Source organism: Sphingomonas abaci (genome assembly GCF_014199625.1).
Taxonomy (GTDB): domain Bacteria; phylum Pseudomonadota; class Alphaproteobacteria; order Sphingomonadales; family Sphingomonadaceae; genus Sphingomonas; species Sphingomonas abaci.
Genome location: NZ_JACHNY010000004.1, coordinates 159150 through 177376 on the forward strand (window position 1 = coordinate 159150; position 18227 = coordinate 177376).

Here is an 18227-nt window from a genome sequence, read left to right on the forward strand (position 1 = left end):
CAGCCTTTCGGGTTGCACCGACACGCCAGGAAACGGCTGGTTGCGCGCCGGCTTTAGCAAAAAGATTCAGTCCTCCCAGCCGGGCAGCGTCGCATGCCCGGCGGCGACCGCCATCGCCTGGACGGGCGCCTTGGCGTCCTCCACCCGCACCAGGAAGCGGGCGCCCGGCGCGGCATCGGCCATCGCCACGCCTTCGCGGCTGATCGCGAAACCCGCCGACCCCGCCTCGATCACCACCGGATCGCCGCGCCGGATCACCGGTTCCGCCTTGACCGGCAGCGCGGCGCGCGGCGCGGTGGCGGCGGCCGCCGTTGCCGGCGGCACGCTGCGGCGCACCGGCACGAACAGCCGCCAATCGGGGCCGGTGCACGAGATCGTCACCGCATCATGCGCTTCGCTGCGCCAGGCGATCGCCGCCATCGGGCAGGCGCGCAGCCTCAGACGCGCGTCGATCGGGGTGCGCGCGCCACCCTCCTCGCCCAGCGCATGGCCGGTGAAGCCGGCGACCGCGCGGTCGAGCGCGGCGATATCTTGGAAGCCGGGGGTGGCGGCGGCGAGCAGCAGCGGAACGATCATGGGCGGGTCCTTTCGCCGGTGAAGGCGAGCGTGAGGGTGACGACGGCGGGGCCGGTCGCGGTGGCGACCGACACGCGGGCGGGATCGAGCGGGGCGACCCGCGCCGCGACGGCGCGGGCGCGGTCGGCGGCCAGGATCGCGGGCGAACCGGTCGCGGGATCGACATCCGTGACGGTCGCCCCCGCCCCGCCGGTGACGGTGATCGACACGCGCGGATCGGCCAGCGCCGCGCGCGCCCAGGGGCCGGGATCGCGCAGGTCGCCGGGCACCGCCGCCGAGCCGGGCGCGAAGCCGTCGATCCGCATCGCCGCGACGGGCAGCGGCGGCGCCTCGGCGGAGAAGCCGGCGCGGACGCCCTGCGCCAGCCGGGTGGAATCGACCTTGCCCGCCTGGAGCAGCACGAAGAAGCCGAGCAGCAGCAGCGCCAGGTCGGCCAGCGTCACCAGCCAGAGCGGCCGGCCGGGCACGCGTTCCGGAAAGTCGGTCATGCGACGCTCGCCAGCGCCAGCGGCGCCTCGCGCCGGGCGAGCGCGACCAGCGGCGCTTCCAGCCGCGATCGTTCGAACGCCTCGGACCGCGCCGCGCCGCGCAGCCGGCCGGCGATCGGTTGCAGCACCAGATTCGCCAGCACCGCGCCGTAGAGCGTGGCGAGCAGCGCCACCGCCATGCCCGCCCCGATCGTCGCGACATCGTCCATCGCGGCGAACATGCGGGCCAGGCCGATCAGCGTGCCGACCATGCCCATCGCCGGCGCCGCCTCGGCCGCCGTCGCCCAGAATTCCGCCGCGGCGCAGTGCCGCTCGGCCCGGGTGCGGCGGCGATCGGCGATCAGCAGCGCGACCGTCTCGCCCTCCGCGCCGTCGACGATCGCGGCGACGGCGGCGGCGACGTCCGGGTCGGTCAGCACCGACCGGTCGAGCGCCATCACCCCGTGCCGCCGCGCGATCCGCGACAGCGCCGCGACCTGCTGGAGCAACGGCTCCGCATCGAAGGGCGCGCGGGCGAGCGTAGCGAGCGCGCGCATCGCGCGGGCGGCGTCGCGCAGGGGCGTGCGCAGCAGGGCGGCCAGCGTCGTGCCGCCGCCGACGATCGCCAGCGCGATCGGATCGAAGAACATCGCGAATTCCATCGCGGGAGGTTGAGCAAGGATCGGGCCAAGCGGGATTTCCAATGTCCTGGCAGTGGCTTGCCTGCCGGCCGGCAATGCCGCCACCCCGCCGATTGCCGCCCACCGGCAAATTCCTGCCGGCGGGGGCGGAAACCTTTCCCCCCATCGTTCCCCTACGAAGGCCCGGGACCAGTGGGGGGAGGTCAGTGACGACGCGCAGCGCCCTGTTCCCGCCACCTGGCCACCTGCACCCCCCCGCCTTCGCCGGGGGACGAGACGGAAAAAAGCGGCAACTTCCTCAAAATGGCACGGCCATTGCTTATCACCGTCCGAACGCCAATCCGGGCGTCCAGGGAGGCCAGTGTGGCAGCAGATACTTTGTTCGGCGTGCATGGAGCCGCGCTCCAGATACGGTCGCAACGCATGGGCGTGCTGGCGTCGAACATCGCCAACGCCTCCACCCCCGGCTTCAAGGCACGCGACATCGATTTCGGCGCGGCGCTGTCGTCGCTGGAAGGCGGCAACCAGGGCGCGGTCGCGACCGCGACGAAATATCGCGTGCCGCTCCAGACCTCGATGGACGGCAACACGGTCGAGCTGAACGAGGAACAGACCGCCTTCGCCGAGAATGCCGTCCAGTATCAGACGACCCTGTCCTTCCTGAACGGCCGCATCTCGCAGATCACCCGCGCGCTGAAGGGCGACTGAGCCATGGCCAACCCGCTTTCCATCTTCCAGGTGTCGGGCCGCGCCATGTCGGCGCAGCTCCTTCGCATGAACACCACCGCGTCGAACCTGGCCAATGTCGGCAACGCCGCCGGCTCCGCCGAGGCGGCCTATCGCACGATGAAGCCGGTGTTCCGCACCAGCTTCGACGCCGCCAGCGGCATGGCGACCGTGGATGTCGAGAAGGTGGTGACCGCGGGCGAGGCGCCGACCAAGCGTTACGATCCCGCCAACCCGATGGCCGACAAGGACGGCAACGTCTTCGACGCGGCGGTCGACGAATCGCGCGAGCTGGTCGACATGATGGAGACCGCGCGCAGCTACCAGAACAATGTCGAGGTGATGCAGACCGCCAAGTCGCTGATCATCGACACCCTCAAGCTCGGGCGCTGATGATGACGACCTCCACCGCTTTCGATTCCACCCTCGCCGGCCTCGGCATCTCGCGCAGCAACACTGCCGCGACGGTCAAGTCCTCCGCCTCCACCGCGCTCGGCCAATCGGACTTCCTGAAGCTGATGACCGCGCAGATGCAGAACCAGGACCCGTTCAACCCGGTCGACAATACCCAGATGGTCGCGCAGATGGCGCAATTCTCGTCGCTCGCCGGCATTTCGGAGATGTCGACGACGCTGAAGGCGATCCAGGACAAGTTGGGCGCGACCACCGCGTCGGACGCCATGGCCTATATCGGCAAGACGGTGCAGACGCCCGGCACCACAGCCTATGGCCGCACCGGCGGCGGGCTGACCGGCGCGGTCGAGCTGGGCGACGCCGCCTCGCGCGTCACCGTCAGCATCGCCGACCAGAGCGGCAACGTGCTGAAGCAGATGGACCTGGGTGCGCAGGCCAAGGGCACCGTCACCTATGACTGGGACGGCAAGACCCAGGGTGGCGAGGAAGCCGGCAGCGGCCCCTTCACCGTCACCGTCGCTGCCCAGTCCGCGGGCAAGACCGTCCCCGCCACCAACCTCGTCTGGGCGCCGGTCGGGTCGGTCTCGACCACCAGCGGCGCCACCGTCCTCACGCTTCCCGGTCTCGGCGAAGTCCCCGTCAGCGCCGTTCGCCAGATCGGCTGAGCCCCTTTTCCAGGAGCAATCCCCATGTCCTTCTACACCTCGCTTTCCGGTCTCCAGGCGTCGCAGTCGGAGATGTCGACCATCTCGCACAACCTGGCCAACGTCGCGACCAACGGGTTCAAGAAGAGCCGCACCGAGTTCGCCGACGTCATCGCCTCCTCGGTGTCGCTCAACCCGGCGCAGCAGGTCGGCTCGGGCACGGTGGTCAAGGCGAACCGCCAGCAGTTCGGCCAGGGCAACCTGATCCAGTCGGCCAACTCGCTCGACCTGGCGGTCTCCGGCGACGGCTTCTTCGTGGTGAAGCCCGAGGTCGGCGGCGCGAAGGTGAATTTCACGCGCAATGGCGGCTTCTTCGTCGACTCCAGCCGCTATGTGGTCGACTCGCAGGGCGGACATCTCCAGGTCTATCCGGTCGACGGATCGGGCGCGGTGGTGGCGACCGGCATCGACTCGGCGACCAGCCTCCAGCTGCCCGCCACCAGCGGCGTCGCGGTGCCGACCAAGAACGTCACCATGTCGCTGAACCTCAACGCCAATGCGTCGATCCCGACCGCCAAGAGCTTCGACCGGTTCGACCCGTCCAGCTACAACCAGTCGGCGCAGACCACGGTCTACGACACCGCCGGCAACGCGATGACGCTGACCAATTACTTCGTGCGCGAGACGACGCCGCAGACCGCCACCGACAGCTCGACCTGGAAGGTCTACAGCTTCGTCGGCGACAAGCAGCTGACCAGCAAGGGCGCCGATTCGGTCACCCTCACCTTCAATTCGTCGGGCGCGATCACCGATCCGGTGACGCAGATCCCCTATGACGAATTCACCACGGCGGGCGCGACCGCGCCGCAGCAGTTCGGCTTCCAGTTCGGCGTCGACACCACCCAGTTGTCGCAGCCCTTCAACGTCACCGATCGCGGCCAGGACGGCAAGCCGGTCGGCCAGATCCAGGGCGTGTCGATCGACGAGACCGGACTGGTCAAGGCCAGCTTCTCGAACGGCGACACCCAGGCGCTGGGCCAGGTGATGCTCGCCAATTTCTCCAATCCGGAGGGCCTGCGCCAGCTCGGCTCCAGCTACTGGCAGTCGACCGGCGTATCGGGCGAGGCGAAGCTGGGCGCGGCGGGGGCCAATGGCTTCGGCAATCTGATGAGCGGCACGATCGAGCGATCGAACGTCGACATCACCGAGGAACTGGTCAACCTGATCGCCGCGCAGCGCGACTTCCAGGCGAACGCCAAGGCGCTCGATACCGCCAGCCAGATCTCGCAGACGATCTTCAACATCCGCACCTGATCGGACGCGTAAGGGAGGTACGGGGTGGACAAGCTGGTCTATACCGCGGCGACGGGCCTGCGCGCGCACATGGCGGCGCAGGCGGCGATCGCCAACAATATGGCGAACGGCTCCACCACCGGCTTCCGCGCCGACCGGGTGGTGTTCGACCGCATCGAGCTGAAGGGCGGACCCGCCCAGATCGCGGCGCGGATGCCGACCGCGGAGGAAGTGACCGACGCCGATCGCACCGCCGGCGCGATCCAGCAGACCGGCCGCCCGCTCGACGTGGCGGTTTCGGGCGACGCCTGGATCGCGGTGCAGGCCGCCGACGGGCAGGAAGCCTATACGCGGCGCGGCGACCTGGAGATCGCGCCGTCGGGCGTGCTCCAGACCGGCGACGGCCATATCGTGATGGGCCAGTCCGGCCCGATCACGCTGCCGCCCGCATCCTCCGTGTCGATCGGCGCGGACGGCAGCATCACCATCGTGCCGCAGGGCGCGGACGCCACGCAGACCCAGATCGTCGACAAGCTGAAACTGGCCTCGGCCAAGGGCACCGACACGGTCAAGGGGCTGGACAACCTGCTCTATGTCCGGGGCGGCGGCACGCTGCCCGAGGATCTGGACGCGCGCGTCCAGGGCGGCGCGCTGGAAGGCTCCAACGTCAACATGACCCAGGCGCTGGTCGACATGATCGAGAACCAGCGCTCCTACGAAGTCACCGCCAATCTGATGAAGTCCGCCAAGGACATGGACGAGAGCAGCACGTCGCTGCTGCGTCTGCCGAGCTGAGGGAAGAACCATGACCAACGCCGCCATGCACATCGCGCGCACCGGGCTCGACGCCCAGGACATGCGGATGCGCGTCATCTCGAACAACCTGGCCAACGTCAACACGACCGGCTTCAAGCGCGACCGCGCCAATTTCGAGACGCTTTCCTATCAGGTGGTGACGACGCCGGGCGCGCAGTCGACCGCCGAGACGCGCTACGCCACCGGCCTCAACCTCGGCACCGGCGTGAAGGTGCAGGGCACCGCGCGGATCGACACGCAAGGCTCGATGCAGCAGACCGGCAACAGCCTCGACCTGGCGCTGGACGGCGACGGCTATTTCCAGGTGCAGATGCCCGGCGGCACGCTGGGCTATACGCGCGCCGGCAATTTCTCGCGCTCCGCCGAGGGGCTGCTGGTGACCAGCGAGGGCTATCAGGTGCAACCCGGCATCACCATTCCGGAGAATGCCACCGCGATCACGATCGGCACCGACGGCACCGTCTCGGCCACCGTGCCGGGGCAGAACGAGCCGACCCAGCTCGGGCAGATCCAGGTCGCCAGCTTCCCCAATGCCAGCGGCCTGCAGGCGACCGGCGACAACTATCTGACCGAGACCGCGGCATCGGGCGCGGCGAACCTGGGCGTCGCCGGCCTGGATGGCCGCGGCAAGGTGCGCCAGGGGTCGCTGGAGGCGTCGAACGTCAATGTCGTCGAGGAACTGGTCGACATGATCGAGACGCAGCGCGCCTATGAGGTCAACAGCAAGATGATCTCGGCGTCCGACGACATGCTGAAATACGTCAACCAGAACCTCTGATCGGGACGCCAGCTCATGTCACCTCGCCTCGCGCTCGTCCCGATCGTCGTGCTCGCCCTGGCGCCCCAGCCTTCGCAGGCCGGGCTGTTCGGCAAGAAGGCCCCGCCGGAGGATTTCTCCGCCGCGCGCGCCGCGCCGCCGGTCGTGGTGGAGCCGGCGACCGGTTCGATCTTCGCCGGGTCGCAAGGCTATGCCGCGCTGTACGAGGGGTGGCGCGCGCGCCGGGTCGGCGATCCGCTGACCATCGTGCTGGTCGAGCAGACGGCGGCGTCGAAATCGGCCTCGTCCAAGCTCGACAGCCAGGGCTCGGCCAGCATCACCCCGCCGACCACCGGGCCGCTCAACCTGTTCCCGCCCTCCTCCGCCACCGCCAGCGGCGGCCGCGCCTTCAATGGCAAGGGCGCGGCCGACCAGGCCAATTCGCTGTCGGGCGAGGTGTCGGTGACGGTGGCCGAGGTCTATCCCAACGGCACGATGCTGGTGCAGGGGCAGAAGCGGCTGACGCTCAACCGCGGCGACGAGTTCGTCCGGATCAAGGGGATCGTCCGCACCGCCGATGTCGACCGCGAGAACCGGGTGCTGTCGACCCGGGTGGCGGACGCGCAGATCGCCTATACCGGCAAGGGCGACGTGGCGCGGGCCAGCCGCCAGGGCTGGCTGTCGCGCTTCTTCTCGGTGGTGAGTCCGTTCTGATGGCTGGTCGGGTGCCCCGTCTTCGTGTTCCGGCGAAAGCCGGAACCCAGGGTCCGGCAGGACAAGGCCCGGCAGCGTCCGTGGCCCTGGGCTGCTGCCGACGCACGAACACGCGACGCGCCCGTGCCCGCCGAAGTGGAAAAGCAATCTCGGCTAACCCTTTGATAACCATACACCCGGCAAAAGTTGCCGCCATGCTCCGAGTCCTTTTCGCCGCGCTTGCCGCGCTTCTCCTCGCCACCCCGGCGACCGCCGACCGGATCAAGGATCTGGGCGGCTTCCAGGGCATCCGCTCGAACCAGCTGACCGGTTACGGCGTGGTGGTCGGCCTGCCCGGCACCGGCGACGACAATCTGGACTATACCGTCCAGTCGCTGAAGGCCGTCGCCTCGCGCTTCGGGCTGCAACTGCCGCCCAACGCCAATCCGGGCATGAAGAACGCGGCGGTGGTGATGATCACCGCCGAATTGCCGCCCTTCGCCAAGCCGGGCCAGCGGCTGGACATCACCGTCGCCTCGATGGGCAAGGCCAAGAGCCTGCGCGGCGGCAGCCTGATCCTGACGCCGCTGCTCGGCGCGGACGGGCAGATCTATGCGATGGCGCAGGGTAACCTGGCGGTCGGCGGCCTGGGCGCGGAGGGCGCGGACGGGTCGAAGATCGTCGTCAACGTCCCCTCCACCGGCCGCATCCCCGAGGGCGCGACGGTCGAGCGCGCGGTCGCCACCGGTTTCGACACCGCCCCCACCCTGACCTTCAACCTGGCGCGCGCCGATTTCACCACGGCGCAGAACGTCGCGGGCGCGATCAACCAGAAGTTGGGAATGGGCGTGGCCGAGGCGATCGACGCGGTGTCGATCGCGGTGCGGGCCCCCACCGGCGCGGATCGGCGCGCGACGATGATGTCGCTGATCGAGAATCTCGACGTCGTCTCCGCCGAGCCGCCCGCCAAGGTGATCGTCAACGCGCGTACCGGCACCGTCGTCATCAATTCGGCGGTGCGCGTCGGCCCCGCCGCCGTCACCCATGGCAAGCTGACGGTCCGGATCGACGAGAACCAGCGGATCAGCCAGCCCGCCCCCTTCAGCCAGGGCCAGACCGCGCTGGAGCGCAAGTCCAACGTCGCGATCGACGAGGAGAAGAAGCCGATGTTCCTGCTCGCCCCGGGTCCGCGCCTGGCCGACGTGGTCAAGGCGGTGAATGCGATCGGCGCATCGCCCGCCGATCTGGTCGCCATCCTGGAAGCGCTGAAGGAAGCCGGCGCGCTCAAGGCGGAGCTGATCGTCCTGTGACCGACATCACCACGCCCTCCCCGCTGGCGACGACCGCGTCGACCGGTCCGGCCGACACGCGCCGGCTGAACAGCAACGCCAATCTCGACCAGGCCGCCAAGCAGTTCGAATCGGTCTTCACCGGCATGATGCTGAAGTCGATGCGCCAGGCCAAGCTCGCCGACCCGCTGTTCGACAGCAAGGCGCTCGACACCTTCCGCGACATGCAGGACCAGATGACCGTCAAGGCGATGGCCGAGCACACGCCCTTGGGAATTGGTAAGGCGATGCGCGACTTCCTGGCGAAATCGCAAGCCGATCTTAAGACTCCGGCGCGATAAGGACGGGTCATGAGCGATCTCCTGTCCATCGGCGCCTCGGGCGTCCGCGCCTATCAGAGCGCGCTGTCGGTGACCGGCGAGAACATCGCCAATTCGGGGGCGGCGGGCTACGTCCGGCGCAGCGTCAAGCTGACCGAGATGGGCGCCGGCGCCGGGTTGGTCGACGTGCCGGCGGCGGGCAATGGCGTGCTGATGACCGGCATCGTCCGCGCCACCGACGTCTATGCCAGCCAGGCGGTGCGCAGCGCATCGGCCGACCTGTCGCGCACCGCGGCAGGCGTGCAATGGCTCGACCGGATCGAGAAGACGCTGACCGGCAACGAATTGTCGGCGCGCATGACCAGCTTCTTCGGCAGCGCCAGCACGCTGGCCGCCGAACCCGACTCCACCGCTTTGCGCCAGGGGATGCTGAGCGCCGCCGAGTCGCTCGGCATCGCCTTCACCGCGACCGGCCAGTCGTTCGACCAGATCGACCAGGACATGGACGCGGCCGGCCGCCAGGCGACCACCCAGCTCAACGCGCTGGGCCGCGCGCTGGTCCAGATCAACGACGGCCTCGGCCGCACCACGCCCAATACCGCCGCCGCCGCGCAGCTGACCGACCAGCGCGACCAGATCCTCGACCAGATGAGCGCGATCGTCGATATCGACGTGACGATGGACTCGCTGGGGCGCAGCAACGTCAAGCTGGGCGGCGCGAACGGCCAAGCCTTCGTCAACCAGAACCTGTCCGGCGCAGTCGCCTATCAGCGCAGCAAGGGCGAGGTGGTGCTGGCCGTGTCGATGAACGGCGGCATCGGCATCCTCTCCCCCAATGGCGGCGCCCTCGCCGGCATCGTCGACGGCGCGCAACGCGTCGCCGCGGCGCGCGGGACGGTGGAGGATGTCGCCACCGACTTCGTCAAACAGGTCAACGCCAACCAGAAGGCAGGCGAGGACCAGAGCGGCGCCGCGGGCCAAGCGATGTTCACGGTCGGCGCGCGCGCCACCGACGTCACGGTCGCGCTGACCAGCGGCGCGCAGATCGCCGCAGCCGATCCGGGCGGCGGCAAGCGCGATTCGAGCAAGCTGACCGACCTGGAGGGCTTGCGCGGCGCCAAGGGCTGGGAAGCCTCGCTGACCGCGACGATCACCAACAATGCCAGCGCGCTCGACCAGCGCAACACCATCGCCGCGGCGCAGGGCGCGATCCGCGACGGCGCGATGTCGGCGCTGACCAGCACCACCGGCGTCAATCTGGACAGCGAGGCGGTGGAGCTGATGCGCTATCAACAGGCGTATCAGGCCTCCAGCCGCGTCATCCAGATCGCGCGCGACACCCTCCAGACCATATTGGATATCCGCTGATGGGCGTGCAGCTTTCCACCGCCAGCTTCTACGACAGCAACGCCCGGCGCCTGTCCGCCATGTCGGCGCGCGCGCAGACGCTGCAGACCGAGATCGCCACCGGCAAGCGCATCACCACGCCCTCGCAGGACCCGGCGGTGGCGCAGCAGCTCGCCGAACTGGCGCGCAAGGACAGCGACGCGGCCGCCTATGGCGCGAACATGACGCTTGCCGGATCGCTCCTGACCCAGGCGGACGGCGTGCTGGGCCAGATCGCCACCCAGCTCCAGCGCGCGCGCGAGCTGACCACCCAGGCGGCGACCGGCACCCAGAATGCCGAGACGCGCGCGATCATCGGCACCGAATTGCAGTCGATCGTCGGCGCGATCACCGGGCTCGCCAATACGCGCAACGTGCGCGGCCAGCCGCTGTTCGGCACGCCCGATGGCACGCCCGCCGTGGTGCAGAACCCGGCCGGCGGCTTCACCTATGCGCCGATCAACGTGTCGGAAGTGCCGATCGCCGACGGCCAGAGCGTGCAGGCGACCGAGAGCGCCGCGCGCATCTTCACGCAGGCGGACGGCACCGACACGCTGAAGATGCTGTCCGACCTGGCCGCCGCGCTTCAGGACAATGCGACCGACGGCACCGCCGCCAACGCCGCGCTCGACAAGATCAGCGCCGCGACCGACCAGGTCTCGCTGGTCCAGGCGTCGATCGGCGCGCGCTCGGCGCGCGTCGAGCTGCAACAGTCGCTGGCGACCACCGCCAATACCGATCGCGACGACCTGCGCTCCAAGCTGGAGGATACCGACGTGACCTCGGCGGTGATCGAGCTGCAGCAGCTCATGACCGCGCTGTCGGCGACCCAGGCCAGCTTCACCAAATTGTCCGGCCTGTCGCTGTTCGACTATCTGCGCTGATAAAGCGACACCCGGCAATTTTTGCCGGGTGGTAACGGATTGGCGAGGAAATCCAGTTAACCCGTTGAACATCAAGCCGGCTTTTGCCGAATCCCGGGGGTGTTCCAGACATGTTTCCAGCCATCGGCCTCGTCGTGCTGCTTCTCATGGTGTTCGGCGGCTTCGCCTTCACGGGCGGCGCGCTCGGCCCCGTCATGGAGGCGATCCCGCACGAGATGCTCATTATCGGCGGTGCGGCGGCGGGCGCGCTGATCATCGGCAATTCGGGCGCCGAGCTGAAGGCGATGGGCGGCGGCCTGGCCAAGGTGTTTAAGGGCCCGAAATACAAGAAGCAGGATTATCTCGACACCATCTTCCTGGTGTCGAAGCTGATGAAGATGCTGCGCATGGAGGGTCCGATCGCGGTCGAGCCGCATGTCGAGGACCCCGCCTCCTCCGCCGTCTTCGCCGAATATCCCAAGCTGCTGAAGGACCATACGCTGGTCGCCATGATCGCCGACACGCTGCGGCTGGTGGTGGTGTCGTCGGGCACGCTCGACGTCCACGCGGTCGAGGACGTGATGGACCATGCGATCAAGACCCACCATCACGAGGTGGAGGGGCCGCAGCACACGCTGACCAGCCTGGCCGACTCGCTGCCTGCGCTCGGCATCGTCGCGGCGGTGCTGGGCATCGTGAAGACGATGGGTTCGATCGACAAGCCGCCCTCGGTGCTGGGCGGGATGATCGGCTCGGCGCTGGTCGGCACCTTCATGGGCGTGCTGCTCGCCTATGGCATCGTCTCGCCGCTGGCGGGCCGGCTGAAGCAGGTGATCGACGCCGATGCCGCCATCTACGACGTGGTGAAGCAGATCATCATCGCCTCGCTGCACGGCCATCCGCAGCCGTTGGTGATCGAGGCGGCGCGCGCCGGCATCGCGCACAAGAACCAGCCCGGCTTCGCCGAGGTGTTCGACGGCCTGAGGGGCAAGTAAGATGGCGAAGGCGGCCCCGCACGGCCACAACATCCCGCCCAAGATCATCGTCAAGAAGATCTATATCGAGGGCGGCGGCGGTCACCATGGCGGCGCCTGGAAGGTCGCCTATGCCGATTTCGTGACCGCGATGATGGCGTTCTTCCTGCTGCTCTGGCTGCTCGGCGCGACGACCGAGAAGCAGCGCAAGGGCATCGCCGATTATTTCGCGCCGACGCTGATCGACACGCATGCGATCGGCATCGGCGGGTCGGGGCTGCTCGGCGGCGAGTCGCTGATGTCGAACAACAAGCTGGGGCCGAAGGCCGCCGCCGCGCGCGTCGCGTCGATGGGTCTCGCCGCGCCGATCGCGCAGCAGGGCCCCGAAAGTGGTCTGGGCAAGAAGGGATCGCTGCGCAGCACGCCGGCCAGCCGCGCCGAGGATCTGAAGTCCTTCGAGACGATGCGCCGCCAGGTGATGGCGAAGATCGCCGGGTCGAAGCAGCTGGCGCGGCTCGCCAACCATATCCGCTTCATCCGGACCGCCGACGGCCTGCGCATCGACCTGGTCGACGACGCCGATTATTCGATGTTCGCCAGCGGCACGACGATGCTGGACGGGCGCGCGGGCGATCTGATCGGGATGATCGCGCAGTCGATCGCGCCGATGGGCAATCCGATCATGATCCGTGGCCATACCGACAGCGTGCCGTACGGCGACCCGCGCGCGATGAACAACTGGATGCTCGCCACCGGCCGCGCCGAGGCCACCCGCCGCCGCCTGGCGCTGGGCGGCATCCCCGAGGCGCGGTTCGACCGGATCGAGGGCGTCGCCGACCGCGAGCCGATGATCGCCAACAACCCCGCCGACCCGCGCAACCGTCGGGTGGCGATCACATTGCTCTACCGGCGCGGGGTGTTCGGGCAATAGGGGCATCAGAAACCGCCGCATCGGCCGTCGCCAGTCGCTGGAATGCGGCGGTTGAGTCGCCGTCAGCTAGACGGGACAATCCGCTTCAGCGAAATCCAATTCCGGTCAGCCGGCCACAGCGACCTTGCGGCGGGAGCGTCCCGCCGCACCGACCATAGCGAAGCCGACGATCATCATCGCCCAAGTGGCCGGCTCGGGCACCGCTGCCGCCACGCCTGAAATGCGGACGCCCATCGACCTGCTGGGGTCGTAAAGACCCTTCCAGCCCTGGCTTGATTTCCAGTACGCCGCCTTGGATAGCGGGTTGGGAGCACCGCCCGGCATCATGCCGGAGCCGGAATTCGCGAACGATACCCAGTAGTCGCCGGCATCCAGCACCCAGTTCAGATTGCCCAGACCCTGAAACGATGCCCCCTGCGCGAGGGCGACGGCCCCCGAATACAGGACGCCGCCAGGAACGCTGCCGCCGCGATTGATCGCGATCGTGAGAGTTGCCGAATTGCTGTACGATTTTATGTACCCTTGAACGTCGGTCAACGTGGTTGCGGACGACAGCGAAAAGCGCCCGGCGAGCGACTGCTCAGGACCGAGCGATAACCCCCAGGATGCATCGGGCGGCGTTCCGGTGTCGACGATCGTCGCCGCCTGCGCCGGCGCGGCGATGGACAGGGTCGCGGCCAGCGCGACGGGCAGGAATTTCATGCTATGTCTCCGACAGGCTGAACGGGTTGGTGTCAGGCGATGTGGACCGCCGCGCGCGTGGCGGACGATCGACGACGCAGCGCGCCGCCGGCCACGCCAAAGCCGACGATCATCATCGCCCAAGTGGCCGGCTCGGGCACTGCCGCTGCCACGCCTGAAATGCGGACGCCCATCGACATGGGATAGCTCTGCCAGCCCCAGCGTGGATCCAAATAGGCCGTCTGCGTCATCGGCCGGGGTGCGCCGGGCATCATGGAACTGTAGCCGGAACTCGCGAACGACACCCAATATTGTCCCGCATCCAGCATCCAGTTCAGATCGCTCAGGCCTTGGAACGATGCGGTGCGCACGGCAGTGAGCGACCCCGAATAGAGGACGTTGCCGGGAGCGGCGACACCGTCCCGTATCGCGATCGTGATCTCGGCATTGGGTGACGAGCCGATAAAGCCCTGAATGTCGGTCAACACGGTTGCGGACGTCAGCAAAAAGCGCCCGGCGAGGCTCTGGTTGGGGTTGAGCGCGATCGGGTTATCCCCTCCGACCGGCTTACCGGTGTCGACGATCGTCGCCGCCTGGGCCGGCGCGGCGATAACCAGGGTCGCGGCCAGCGCGACGGACATGTATCTCATCATATTCCCCTTTGACGGTGCTGATCGATAGTGATGGACAATCACGCCGCTGTCCGTGAGGCGGGGTGATCGCCGGGTGATGGCAACGACCGCTCGCCGCGGCGGATGTCTTCGGGCTAATCGGCAAGCGCGCGCTGCACCACGACGGTGTCGACATATTGGACAAAGCGCACGATCCGGCCGTTGCGCAGCGTCCAGGCATGGACGAAGGGCGCGCGGAACGCCTTGCCGGTCGCCTTGTACGTGCCGCTGTAATGGCCGAGTGCGATGACATCCTCGCCCGCGCTGACATAGCGATCCGGGATCGCTCTATAGCCGTCCCATTCGGTGGCGAGCCGGGTGAAGACGCCGTCGACGATCGCCTGGGGCCCGCGGAAGGTGCCGGCATAGGGATAGCCCTCGGCCTCGGTCCATTCGATGTCGGGCGCCATGTCCGCTAAGATGGCGGGCATGTCGCCAGTCGCGAAGCCCGCGTACAATGCCTTGATAATGTTGGCGTTGGTCAAGGAATGATCCTTTGTCAGCATGATAGTCGGCGGCCATGGGCTTTCTTCTAGTTCTCAGCGGTCTGCTGACTGGCCGTTCGTCATGGTTCTAGTGTTCGTCCGACGCGCATGTCATTTGGTCATTTGTCCAGCGACGCGGGATATTTGTCCAAGCGTCCCGCTGCGGCACTGCGGCGATGGCGTATCGCGAACCGGCCTGGACAAAATCCCTGCCGACTGGACAGAATGCCTCATGCATGATGCACATCAATTGCGTAGAAAGCGGCGATGATGCCGCCCCATGCTGATCACTACCGACCCTGGCGGGCCAAACGCTTCGAAGCGGCGGAGATCGACAGCACCAAGGCACCGCCCGGCGTCGAGGATTATCTGGAGAACGCCTTTCTCTATCGCCGCACCCCCCCGATCACCTTTGATGGCCGGCCATTGGACACGACGATGCGCTGGTTCATCGGATCCAGCGCGGCGTTCCTCCATTCGATCTCGCGTAATGGCGGCATGACCGGGCGACGCGCGGAGGATGACGACGCCGATAGCATGGACGGCTTGCTCACGTGCTTCATCACACAGGGTCGCATGGAAGTGGAGACCGACGGCAAGCTGCTGCATCTCGACGAAAGCGACGTGTTCACGCTCGATACGGCGGTGCCGCACGTGATGCGGGACTATCCGGCCCATGTCGTCGCGATCTTCGTGCCGCGATCGGCAGTCGCCGCGGCGGTGGACGCGGCGCGGCTGCGCGGGATCGCGGGTCGGGTGTTCACCGGCAGCGAACTGGCCGAACTGTTCGGCTTGCAGGTCCGCTATATGGTGGGCGCGTTGGGCACGGTGTCGCCCGCGACGTTCGACGTGGCGCTAACCACCACGGCCGACGTGGCCCTTGCGATGATCCGCCAGACAGAGGCCGATCCGGCGGAAGCGAAATCCCATCTCGTCGCCCGCGTGAAGGCGCTGGTGGCCGCGGCTGGCACCGATCCCGAACTGACCACGGCCAAGATCGCCACCATGCTCAACGTGTCGCGCAGCAGCCTGTACAGCGCGTTCGCCAAGCAGGGCGTGACGGTGGCGGCCTATCTGCGCGACCACCGTCTGCGCACTTTCCTGCAACTTCTGCGAAGCGCCCCCGAGATGCCGATTCAGAAATTGGCCCACGATGCCGGCTTCGGCGGCAGCGCGTCCGACTTCACCAAGCTGTTCCGCCGTATCTATGACACATCGCCTTCGGAGATGCGGTTGGCATTGCTGAAGGAGAGGACTTCGGAGCCGACCGAGGACACGTTCCACGCTATATCGAAGAAATAGGCGCTTTCCGCGCGGCGGACGGGTCCCGGTGAGGGCAATTTCCTCGTCCCGAGGTTCGATCCTTTCGATTCGGCACGAGCCCCGTCACGCGCCCACGCCCCCGTCAGCCCCCCGCCACCGGCTCCTCGATCCGCGCCAGCGCCTCGCGTTCGATCGTCGCCAGTTCGACCAGCGTCTGGTCGATGGCGTGGCGTTGCGCCTCCAGTTCGTCGATCCGCTCGCGGCAGCGGCCGGCCAGGCGGCGCATCTGCTCCACATGCTGCGGATCGGCGTCGTACAGGTCGAGGAACTCCTCGATCTCGCGGAGCGAAAAGCCCAGTCGCTTGCCGCGCAGGATCAACTGCATCCGCGCCGTGTCGCGCCGCGTATAGACGCGGGTCGAGCCGATGCGCAGCGGCTGGATCAGCCCACGATCCTCGTAGAAGCGCAGGGTGCGCTGCGTCACGCCCAGGCTCGTCGCCACCTCCTGGATGCCGCGCAGGTCCCGATCATCTTGGCTCACCGGCCGCTCCCCCATTGTCCCCCGACCGCGCCGCCCGGGCGGCTTCCTCTTCGACCAGCTCCTTCTTGGACAGCTTGCCGATCAAGGTCTTGGGCAGGCTTTCGCGGATTTCCACCTCGCGCGGAAGCTCGATCTTGCTGATCTTGTCGCGCAGGAAGTCGCGCAGGCCGTCCGCCGTGGCCGTCGCGCCGGGCGTCAGCGTGACGAACGCCTTGGGCGCCTGGCCGCGATAGCGGTCGGCGACGCCGATCACCACCGCCTCGGCAACCTCGGGATGCTCGTACAGCGCCTCCTCGATCACGCGCGGATAGACATTGTAGCCGCCGCACAGGATCATGTCCTTGATCCGGTCGACGATGAAGAGGTAGCCGTCCGCGTCGAGATAGCCGACATCGCCGGTGCGCAGCGCGCCGTCGGCGAACACCGCCTCGGTCTCGGCGGGCTTGTGCCAGTAGCCGGCCATCACCTGCGGGCCGCGCGCGCAGATCTCGCCCTTCTCGCCGGTCGCGACGATGCGGGTCGGCTGCTCGCGGTCGCGGATCTCGATCGTCGTGCCGGGAAAGGGCAGCCCGGCCGAGCCTTCCTTGTTCACCCCCTCGAACGGGTTGCAGGTGATGATCGGCGACGCCTCCGACAGGCCATAGCCCTCGACCAGCTTGGCATGCGTGCCCTGTTCGAAGGCGTGGCGCACCTCGATCGGCAAGGGCGCGCCGCCCGAGATGCAGACCTTGATCGCCGACAGGTCGGGCCGCTCGCCCGCGGGCAGGTTGGCGAGCGCGTTATAGATGGTCGGCACCGCCGGGAAATAGGTCGGGCGTGTGCGCTTGAGGGTGGCGAGCAACGGCTTCAGCTCGAACCGGGGCAGCAGGATCATTTCCGCCCCCGTCCGCGCCGAGAAGGTCAGCACGTTGGTCAACGCGAAGACGTGGAACAGCGGCAGCACGCCCAGCACCCGGTCCTGCTCCGCCGCCTCGCCGCCGACATGCGCGACCATCGCATCGGCGTTGGAGACGAGATTGGCATGGCTCAGCATCGCCGCCTTGGGCACGCCGGTGGTGCCGCCGGTATATTGCAGCACCGCCACCTCGTCGGGCGCGACCGCAACCGGCGTGGGACTTGCGCCATGGGCCATCAGCTCGCGGAAATACAGGTGGCGCGCATCGCGGGGGGCGCGGCCGATCTCACGCCTCTTGACCAGCTTGTAGCCGAGGCGCTTCGCGAACGGCAGGGCATCCGCGATCGGGCAGCTCACGACATGGCGCAGCTTCGTCTCGCCCGCCACCTTCAGCACGCGTGCCTGGATCTCGGCCAGGTCGCAGGTGACGATGATCTCCGCGCCCGAATCGGCGATCAGATGGTGCAGCTCGCGTTCGACATAGAGCGGGTTGACGTTGACGACGATGCCGCCGGCCTTCAGCGTCGCGAAGAACAGGATGGGGTAATAGGGCGTGTTGGGCAGGCAGAGCGCGACCCGCGTCCCCTTCACCACCCCCAGCGACTGCAGCCCCGCCGCCGCCCGGTCGACCGCCACGCCCAACTCGCCCCAGCGTGTCACCCGGCCCATGAAGTCGATCGCCGCGCGACGGCCGAAGCGCCGGACCGAATCGTCGAGCAGCGCGCCCAGCAGGCGCGGCCGCACGTCCAAGGGCGCGCCCTGCCGGATCGCGGGGGCCAGCGCCTGGCCCGTATCCGCCGTGCCCGTCGCGATTCCGTTCATGCTCGCATCCTCTCCATCCCGGTCATCGGACATATTGTCCGCCTGCACCACTTGACGTAATGGGAAGCTATCGCACCTA

22 protein-coding genes are annotated in these 18227 nt (G+C 68.1%); 14 read left to right on the forward strand and 8 right to left on the reverse strand.

The window, feature by feature from the left end; genetic code table 11:
* Nucleotides 1-66 precede the first annotated feature (66 nt).
* From GGQ96_RS10890 to GGQ96_RS10900, 3 genes are read right to left on the reverse strand one after another with little or no spacing between them, the layout of a single operon-like run.
* A complete protein-coding gene (locus GGQ96_RS10890) occupies nucleotides 67-576 on the reverse strand; it encodes a flagella basal body P-ring formation protein FlgA (protein ID WP_184114528.1) in 510 nt (169 codons plus the stop codon).
* A complete protein-coding gene (locus GGQ96_RS10895) occupies nucleotides 573-1064 on the reverse strand; it encodes a flagellar motor protein MotB (RefSeq protein WP_184114530.1) in 492 nt (163 codons plus the stop codon). The genes GGQ96_RS10890 and GGQ96_RS10895 overlap by 4 nt, the downstream gene beginning before the upstream one ends.
* Nucleotides 1061-1693, reverse strand: coding sequence for a MotA/TolQ/ExbB proton channel family protein (locus GGQ96_RS10900; protein WP_246360435.1), 633 nt, complete (start codon nucleotides 1691-1693; stop codon nucleotides 1061-1063). The genes GGQ96_RS10895 and GGQ96_RS10900 overlap by 4 nt, the downstream gene beginning before the upstream one ends.
* Nucleotides 1694-2047: 354 nt before the next feature.
* On the opposite strand from GGQ96_RS10900, the gene flgB reads away from it, so the two are divergent.
* From flgB to GGQ96_RS10965, 13 genes are all read left to right on the forward strand, one after another.
* Complete coding sequence (flgB, locus tag GGQ96_RS10905) at nucleotides 2048-2392, forward strand: flagellar basal body rod protein FlgB (protein WP_343059008.1); 345 nt, start codon at nucleotides 2048-2050, stop codon at nucleotides 2390-2392.
* Between the two features lie 3 nt (nucleotides 2393-2395).
* On the forward strand, nucleotides 2396-2803 hold the full coding sequence (gene flgC, locus GGQ96_RS10910) for a flagellar basal body rod protein FlgC (RefSeq protein ID WP_184114537.1): 408 nt from the start codon (nucleotides 2396-2398) through the stop codon (nucleotides 2801-2803).
* 2 nt (nucleotides 2804-2805) lie between these two features.
* Nucleotides 2806-3489, forward strand: a complete 684-nt coding sequence (locus tag GGQ96_RS10915; protein WP_184114538.1) for a flagellar hook assembly protein FlgD — start codon at nucleotides 2806-2808, stop codon at nucleotides 3487-3489.
* Between the two features lie 24 nt (nucleotides 3490-3513).
* A complete protein-coding gene (locus tag GGQ96_RS10920) occupies nucleotides 3514-4782 on the forward strand; it encodes a flagellar hook protein FlgE (RefSeq protein WP_184114539.1) in 1269 nt (422 codons plus the stop codon).
* A 24-nt stretch (nucleotides 4783-4806) separates the two neighbouring features.
* Complete coding sequence (locus tag GGQ96_RS10925) at nucleotides 4807-5556, forward strand: flagellar basal body rod protein FlgF (RefSeq protein WP_184114540.1); 750 nt, start codon at nucleotides 4807-4809, stop codon at nucleotides 5554-5556.
* Nucleotides 5557-5566: 10 nt separating this feature from the next.
* Complete coding sequence (gene flgG, locus GGQ96_RS10930) at nucleotides 5567-6355, forward strand: flagellar basal-body rod protein FlgG (RefSeq protein WP_184114541.1); 789 nt, start codon at nucleotides 5567-5569, stop codon at nucleotides 6353-6355.
* Nucleotides 6356-6370: 15 nt separating this feature from the next.
* Nucleotides 6371-7048, forward strand: a complete 678-nt coding sequence (locus tag GGQ96_RS10935) for a flagellar basal body L-ring protein FlgH (RefSeq protein WP_184114542.1) — start codon at nucleotides 6371-6373, stop codon at nucleotides 7046-7048.
* A 194-nt stretch (nucleotides 7049-7242) separates the two neighbouring features.
* Nucleotides 7243-8337 carry a flagellar basal body P-ring protein FlgI gene (locus GGQ96_RS10940; RefSeq protein WP_184114543.1) on the forward strand — a complete coding sequence of 365 codons (1095 nt, stop codon included), beginning with the start codon at nucleotides 7243-7245 and terminating at the stop codon, nucleotides 8335-8337.
* Nucleotides 8334-8657, forward strand: a complete 324-nt coding sequence (locus tag GGQ96_RS10945; RefSeq protein WP_343059009.1) for a rod-binding protein — start codon at nucleotides 8334-8336, stop codon at nucleotides 8655-8657. The genes GGQ96_RS10940 and GGQ96_RS10945 overlap by 4 nt, the downstream gene beginning before the upstream one ends.
* A gap of 9 nt (nucleotides 8658-8666) precedes the next feature.
* Nucleotides 8667-10004 carry a flagellar hook-associated protein FlgK gene (flgK, locus tag GGQ96_RS10950; protein ID WP_184114545.1) on the forward strand — a complete coding sequence of 446 codons (1338 nt, stop codon included), beginning with the start codon at nucleotides 8667-8669 and terminating at the stop codon, nucleotides 10002-10004.
* Nucleotides 10004-10906: a flagellin N-terminal helical domain-containing protein gene (locus tag GGQ96_RS10955; protein WP_221239915.1), complete on the forward strand. Its 903-nt coding sequence runs from the start codon at nucleotides 10004-10006 to the stop codon at nucleotides 10904-10906. The genes flgK and GGQ96_RS10955 overlap by 1 nt, the downstream gene beginning before the upstream one ends.
* Before the next feature lie 110 nt (nucleotides 10907-11016).
* Nucleotides 11017-11880: a flagellar motor stator protein MotA gene (gene motA, locus GGQ96_RS10960; RefSeq protein WP_184114546.1), complete on the forward strand. Its 864-nt coding sequence runs from the start codon at nucleotides 11017-11019 to the stop codon at nucleotides 11878-11880.
* Nucleotide 11881: 1 nt separating this feature from the next.
* Nucleotides 11882-12790, forward strand: coding sequence for a flagellar motor protein MotB (locus GGQ96_RS10965; protein WP_184114547.1), 909 nt, complete (start codon nucleotides 11882-11884; stop codon nucleotides 12788-12790).
* 105 nt (nucleotides 12791-12895) lie between these two features.
* On the opposite strand, the gene GGQ96_RS21430 is transcribed toward GGQ96_RS10965, so the two are convergent.
* The 3 genes from GGQ96_RS21430 to GGQ96_RS10980 all read right to left on the reverse strand — a co-directional run bounded on the left by GGQ96_RS21430 (nucleotide 12896) and on the right by GGQ96_RS10980 (nucleotide 14627).
* Complete coding sequence (locus GGQ96_RS21430; protein WP_246360438.1) at nucleotides 12896-13492, reverse strand: PEPxxWA-CTERM sorting domain-containing protein; 597 nt, start codon at nucleotides 13490-13492, stop codon at nucleotides 12896-12898.
* 32 nt (nucleotides 13493-13524) lie between these two features.
* Nucleotides 13525-14112 (reverse strand): PEPxxWA-CTERM sorting domain-containing protein, encoded by a 588-nt coding sequence (locus tag GGQ96_RS21435; RefSeq protein ID WP_246360440.1) that lies wholly within the window; start codon nucleotides 14110-14112, stop codon nucleotides 13525-13527.
* A gap of 125 nt (nucleotides 14113-14237) precedes the next feature.
* Nucleotides 14238-14627: a nuclear transport factor 2 family protein gene (locus GGQ96_RS10980; RefSeq protein ID WP_221239916.1), complete on the reverse strand. Its 390-nt coding sequence runs from the start codon at nucleotides 14625-14627 to the stop codon at nucleotides 14238-14240.
* Between the two features lie 270 nt (nucleotides 14628-14897).
* Here GGQ96_RS10980 and GGQ96_RS10985 point away from each other — a divergent pair, with 270 nt between their 5' ends.
* Nucleotides 14898-15929, forward strand: coding sequence for an AraC family transcriptional regulator (locus GGQ96_RS10985; RefSeq protein ID WP_184114549.1), 1032 nt, complete (start codon nucleotides 14898-14900; stop codon nucleotides 15927-15929).
* A 103-nt stretch (nucleotides 15930-16032) separates the two neighbouring features.
* Here GGQ96_RS10985 and GGQ96_RS10990 read toward each other — a convergent pair whose 3' ends face one another.
* Both GGQ96_RS10990 and GGQ96_RS10995 read right to left on the reverse strand, forming a co-directional pair.
* Nucleotides 16033-16446: a MerR family transcriptional regulator gene (locus GGQ96_RS10990; protein WP_184114550.1), complete on the reverse strand. Its 414-nt coding sequence runs from the start codon at nucleotides 16444-16446 to the stop codon at nucleotides 16033-16035.
* On the reverse strand, nucleotides 16418-18148 hold the full coding sequence (locus GGQ96_RS10995) for a long-chain-fatty-acid--CoA ligase (protein WP_184114551.1): 1731 nt from the start codon (nucleotides 18146-18148) through the stop codon (nucleotides 16418-16420). Before GGQ96_RS10995 ends, GGQ96_RS10990 begins: the two co-directional genes overlap by 29 nt.
* Nucleotides 18149-18227 lie beyond the last annotated feature (79 nt).

Coding starts and splice junctions, on each gene's coding strand:
- flgC (WP_184114537.1), top strand. CDS start 2,396: ATGGCCAACCCGCTTTCCATCTTCCAGGTGTCGGGCCGCGCCATGTCG.
- GGQ96_RS10995 (WP_184114551.1), bottom strand. CDS start 18,148: ATGAACGGAATCGCGACGGGCACGGCGGATACGGGCCAGGCGCTGGCC.
- GGQ96_RS21435 (WP_246360440.1), bottom strand. CDS start 14,112: ATGTCCGTCGCGCTGGCCGCGACCCTGGTTATCGCCGCGCCGGCCCAG.
- GGQ96_RS10890 (WP_184114528.1), bottom strand. CDS start 576: ATGATCGTTCCGCTGCTGCTCGCCGCCGCCACCCCCGGCTTCCAAGAT.
- GGQ96_RS10965 (WP_184114547.1), top strand. CDS start 11,882: ATGGCGAAGGCGGCCCCGCACGGCCACAACATCCCGCCCAAGATCATC.
- GGQ96_RS10915 (WP_184114538.1), top strand. CDS start 2,806: ATGACGACCTCCACCGCTTTCGATTCCACCCTCGCCGGCCTCGGCATC.
- GGQ96_RS10920 (WP_184114539.1), top strand. CDS start 3,514: ATGTCCTTCTACACCTCGCTTTCCGGTCTCCAGGCGTCGCAGTCGGAG.
- GGQ96_RS10900 (WP_246360435.1), bottom strand. CDS start 1,693: ATGTTCTTCGATCCGATCGCGCTGGCGATCGTCGGCGGCGGCACGACG.
- flgG (WP_184114541.1), top strand. CDS start 5,567: ATGACCAACGCCGCCATGCACATCGCGCGCACCGGGCTCGACGCCCAG.
- motA (WP_184114546.1), top strand. CDS start 11,017: ATGTTTCCAGCCATCGGCCTCGTCGTGCTGCTTCTCATGGTGTTCGGC.
- flgK (WP_184114545.1), top strand. CDS start 8,667: ATGAGCGATCTCCTGTCCATCGGCGCCTCGGGCGTCCGCGCCTATCAG.
- GGQ96_RS10985 (WP_184114549.1), top strand. CDS start 14,898: ATGCCGCCCCATGCTGATCACTACCGACCCTGGCGGGCCAAACGCTTC.
- GGQ96_RS10990 (WP_184114550.1), bottom strand. CDS start 16,446: ATGGGGGAGCGGCCGGTGAGCCAAGATGATCGGGACCTGCGCGGCATC.
- GGQ96_RS10895 (WP_184114530.1), bottom strand. CDS start 1,064: ATGACCGACTTTCCGGAACGCGTGCCCGGCCGGCCGCTCTGGCTGGTG.
- GGQ96_RS21430 (WP_246360438.1), bottom strand. CDS start 13,492: ATGAAATTCCTGCCCGTCGCGCTGGCCGCGACCCTGTCCATCGCCGCG.
- GGQ96_RS10940 (WP_184114543.1), top strand. CDS start 7,243: ATGCTCCGAGTCCTTTTCGCCGCGCTTGCCGCGCTTCTCCTCGCCACC.
- GGQ96_RS10935 (WP_184114542.1), top strand. CDS start 6,371: ATGTCACCTCGCCTCGCGCTCGTCCCGATCGTCGTGCTCGCCCTGGCG.
- GGQ96_RS10955 (WP_221239915.1), top strand. CDS start 10,004: ATGGGCGTGCAGCTTTCCACCGCCAGCTTCTACGACAGCAACGCCCGG.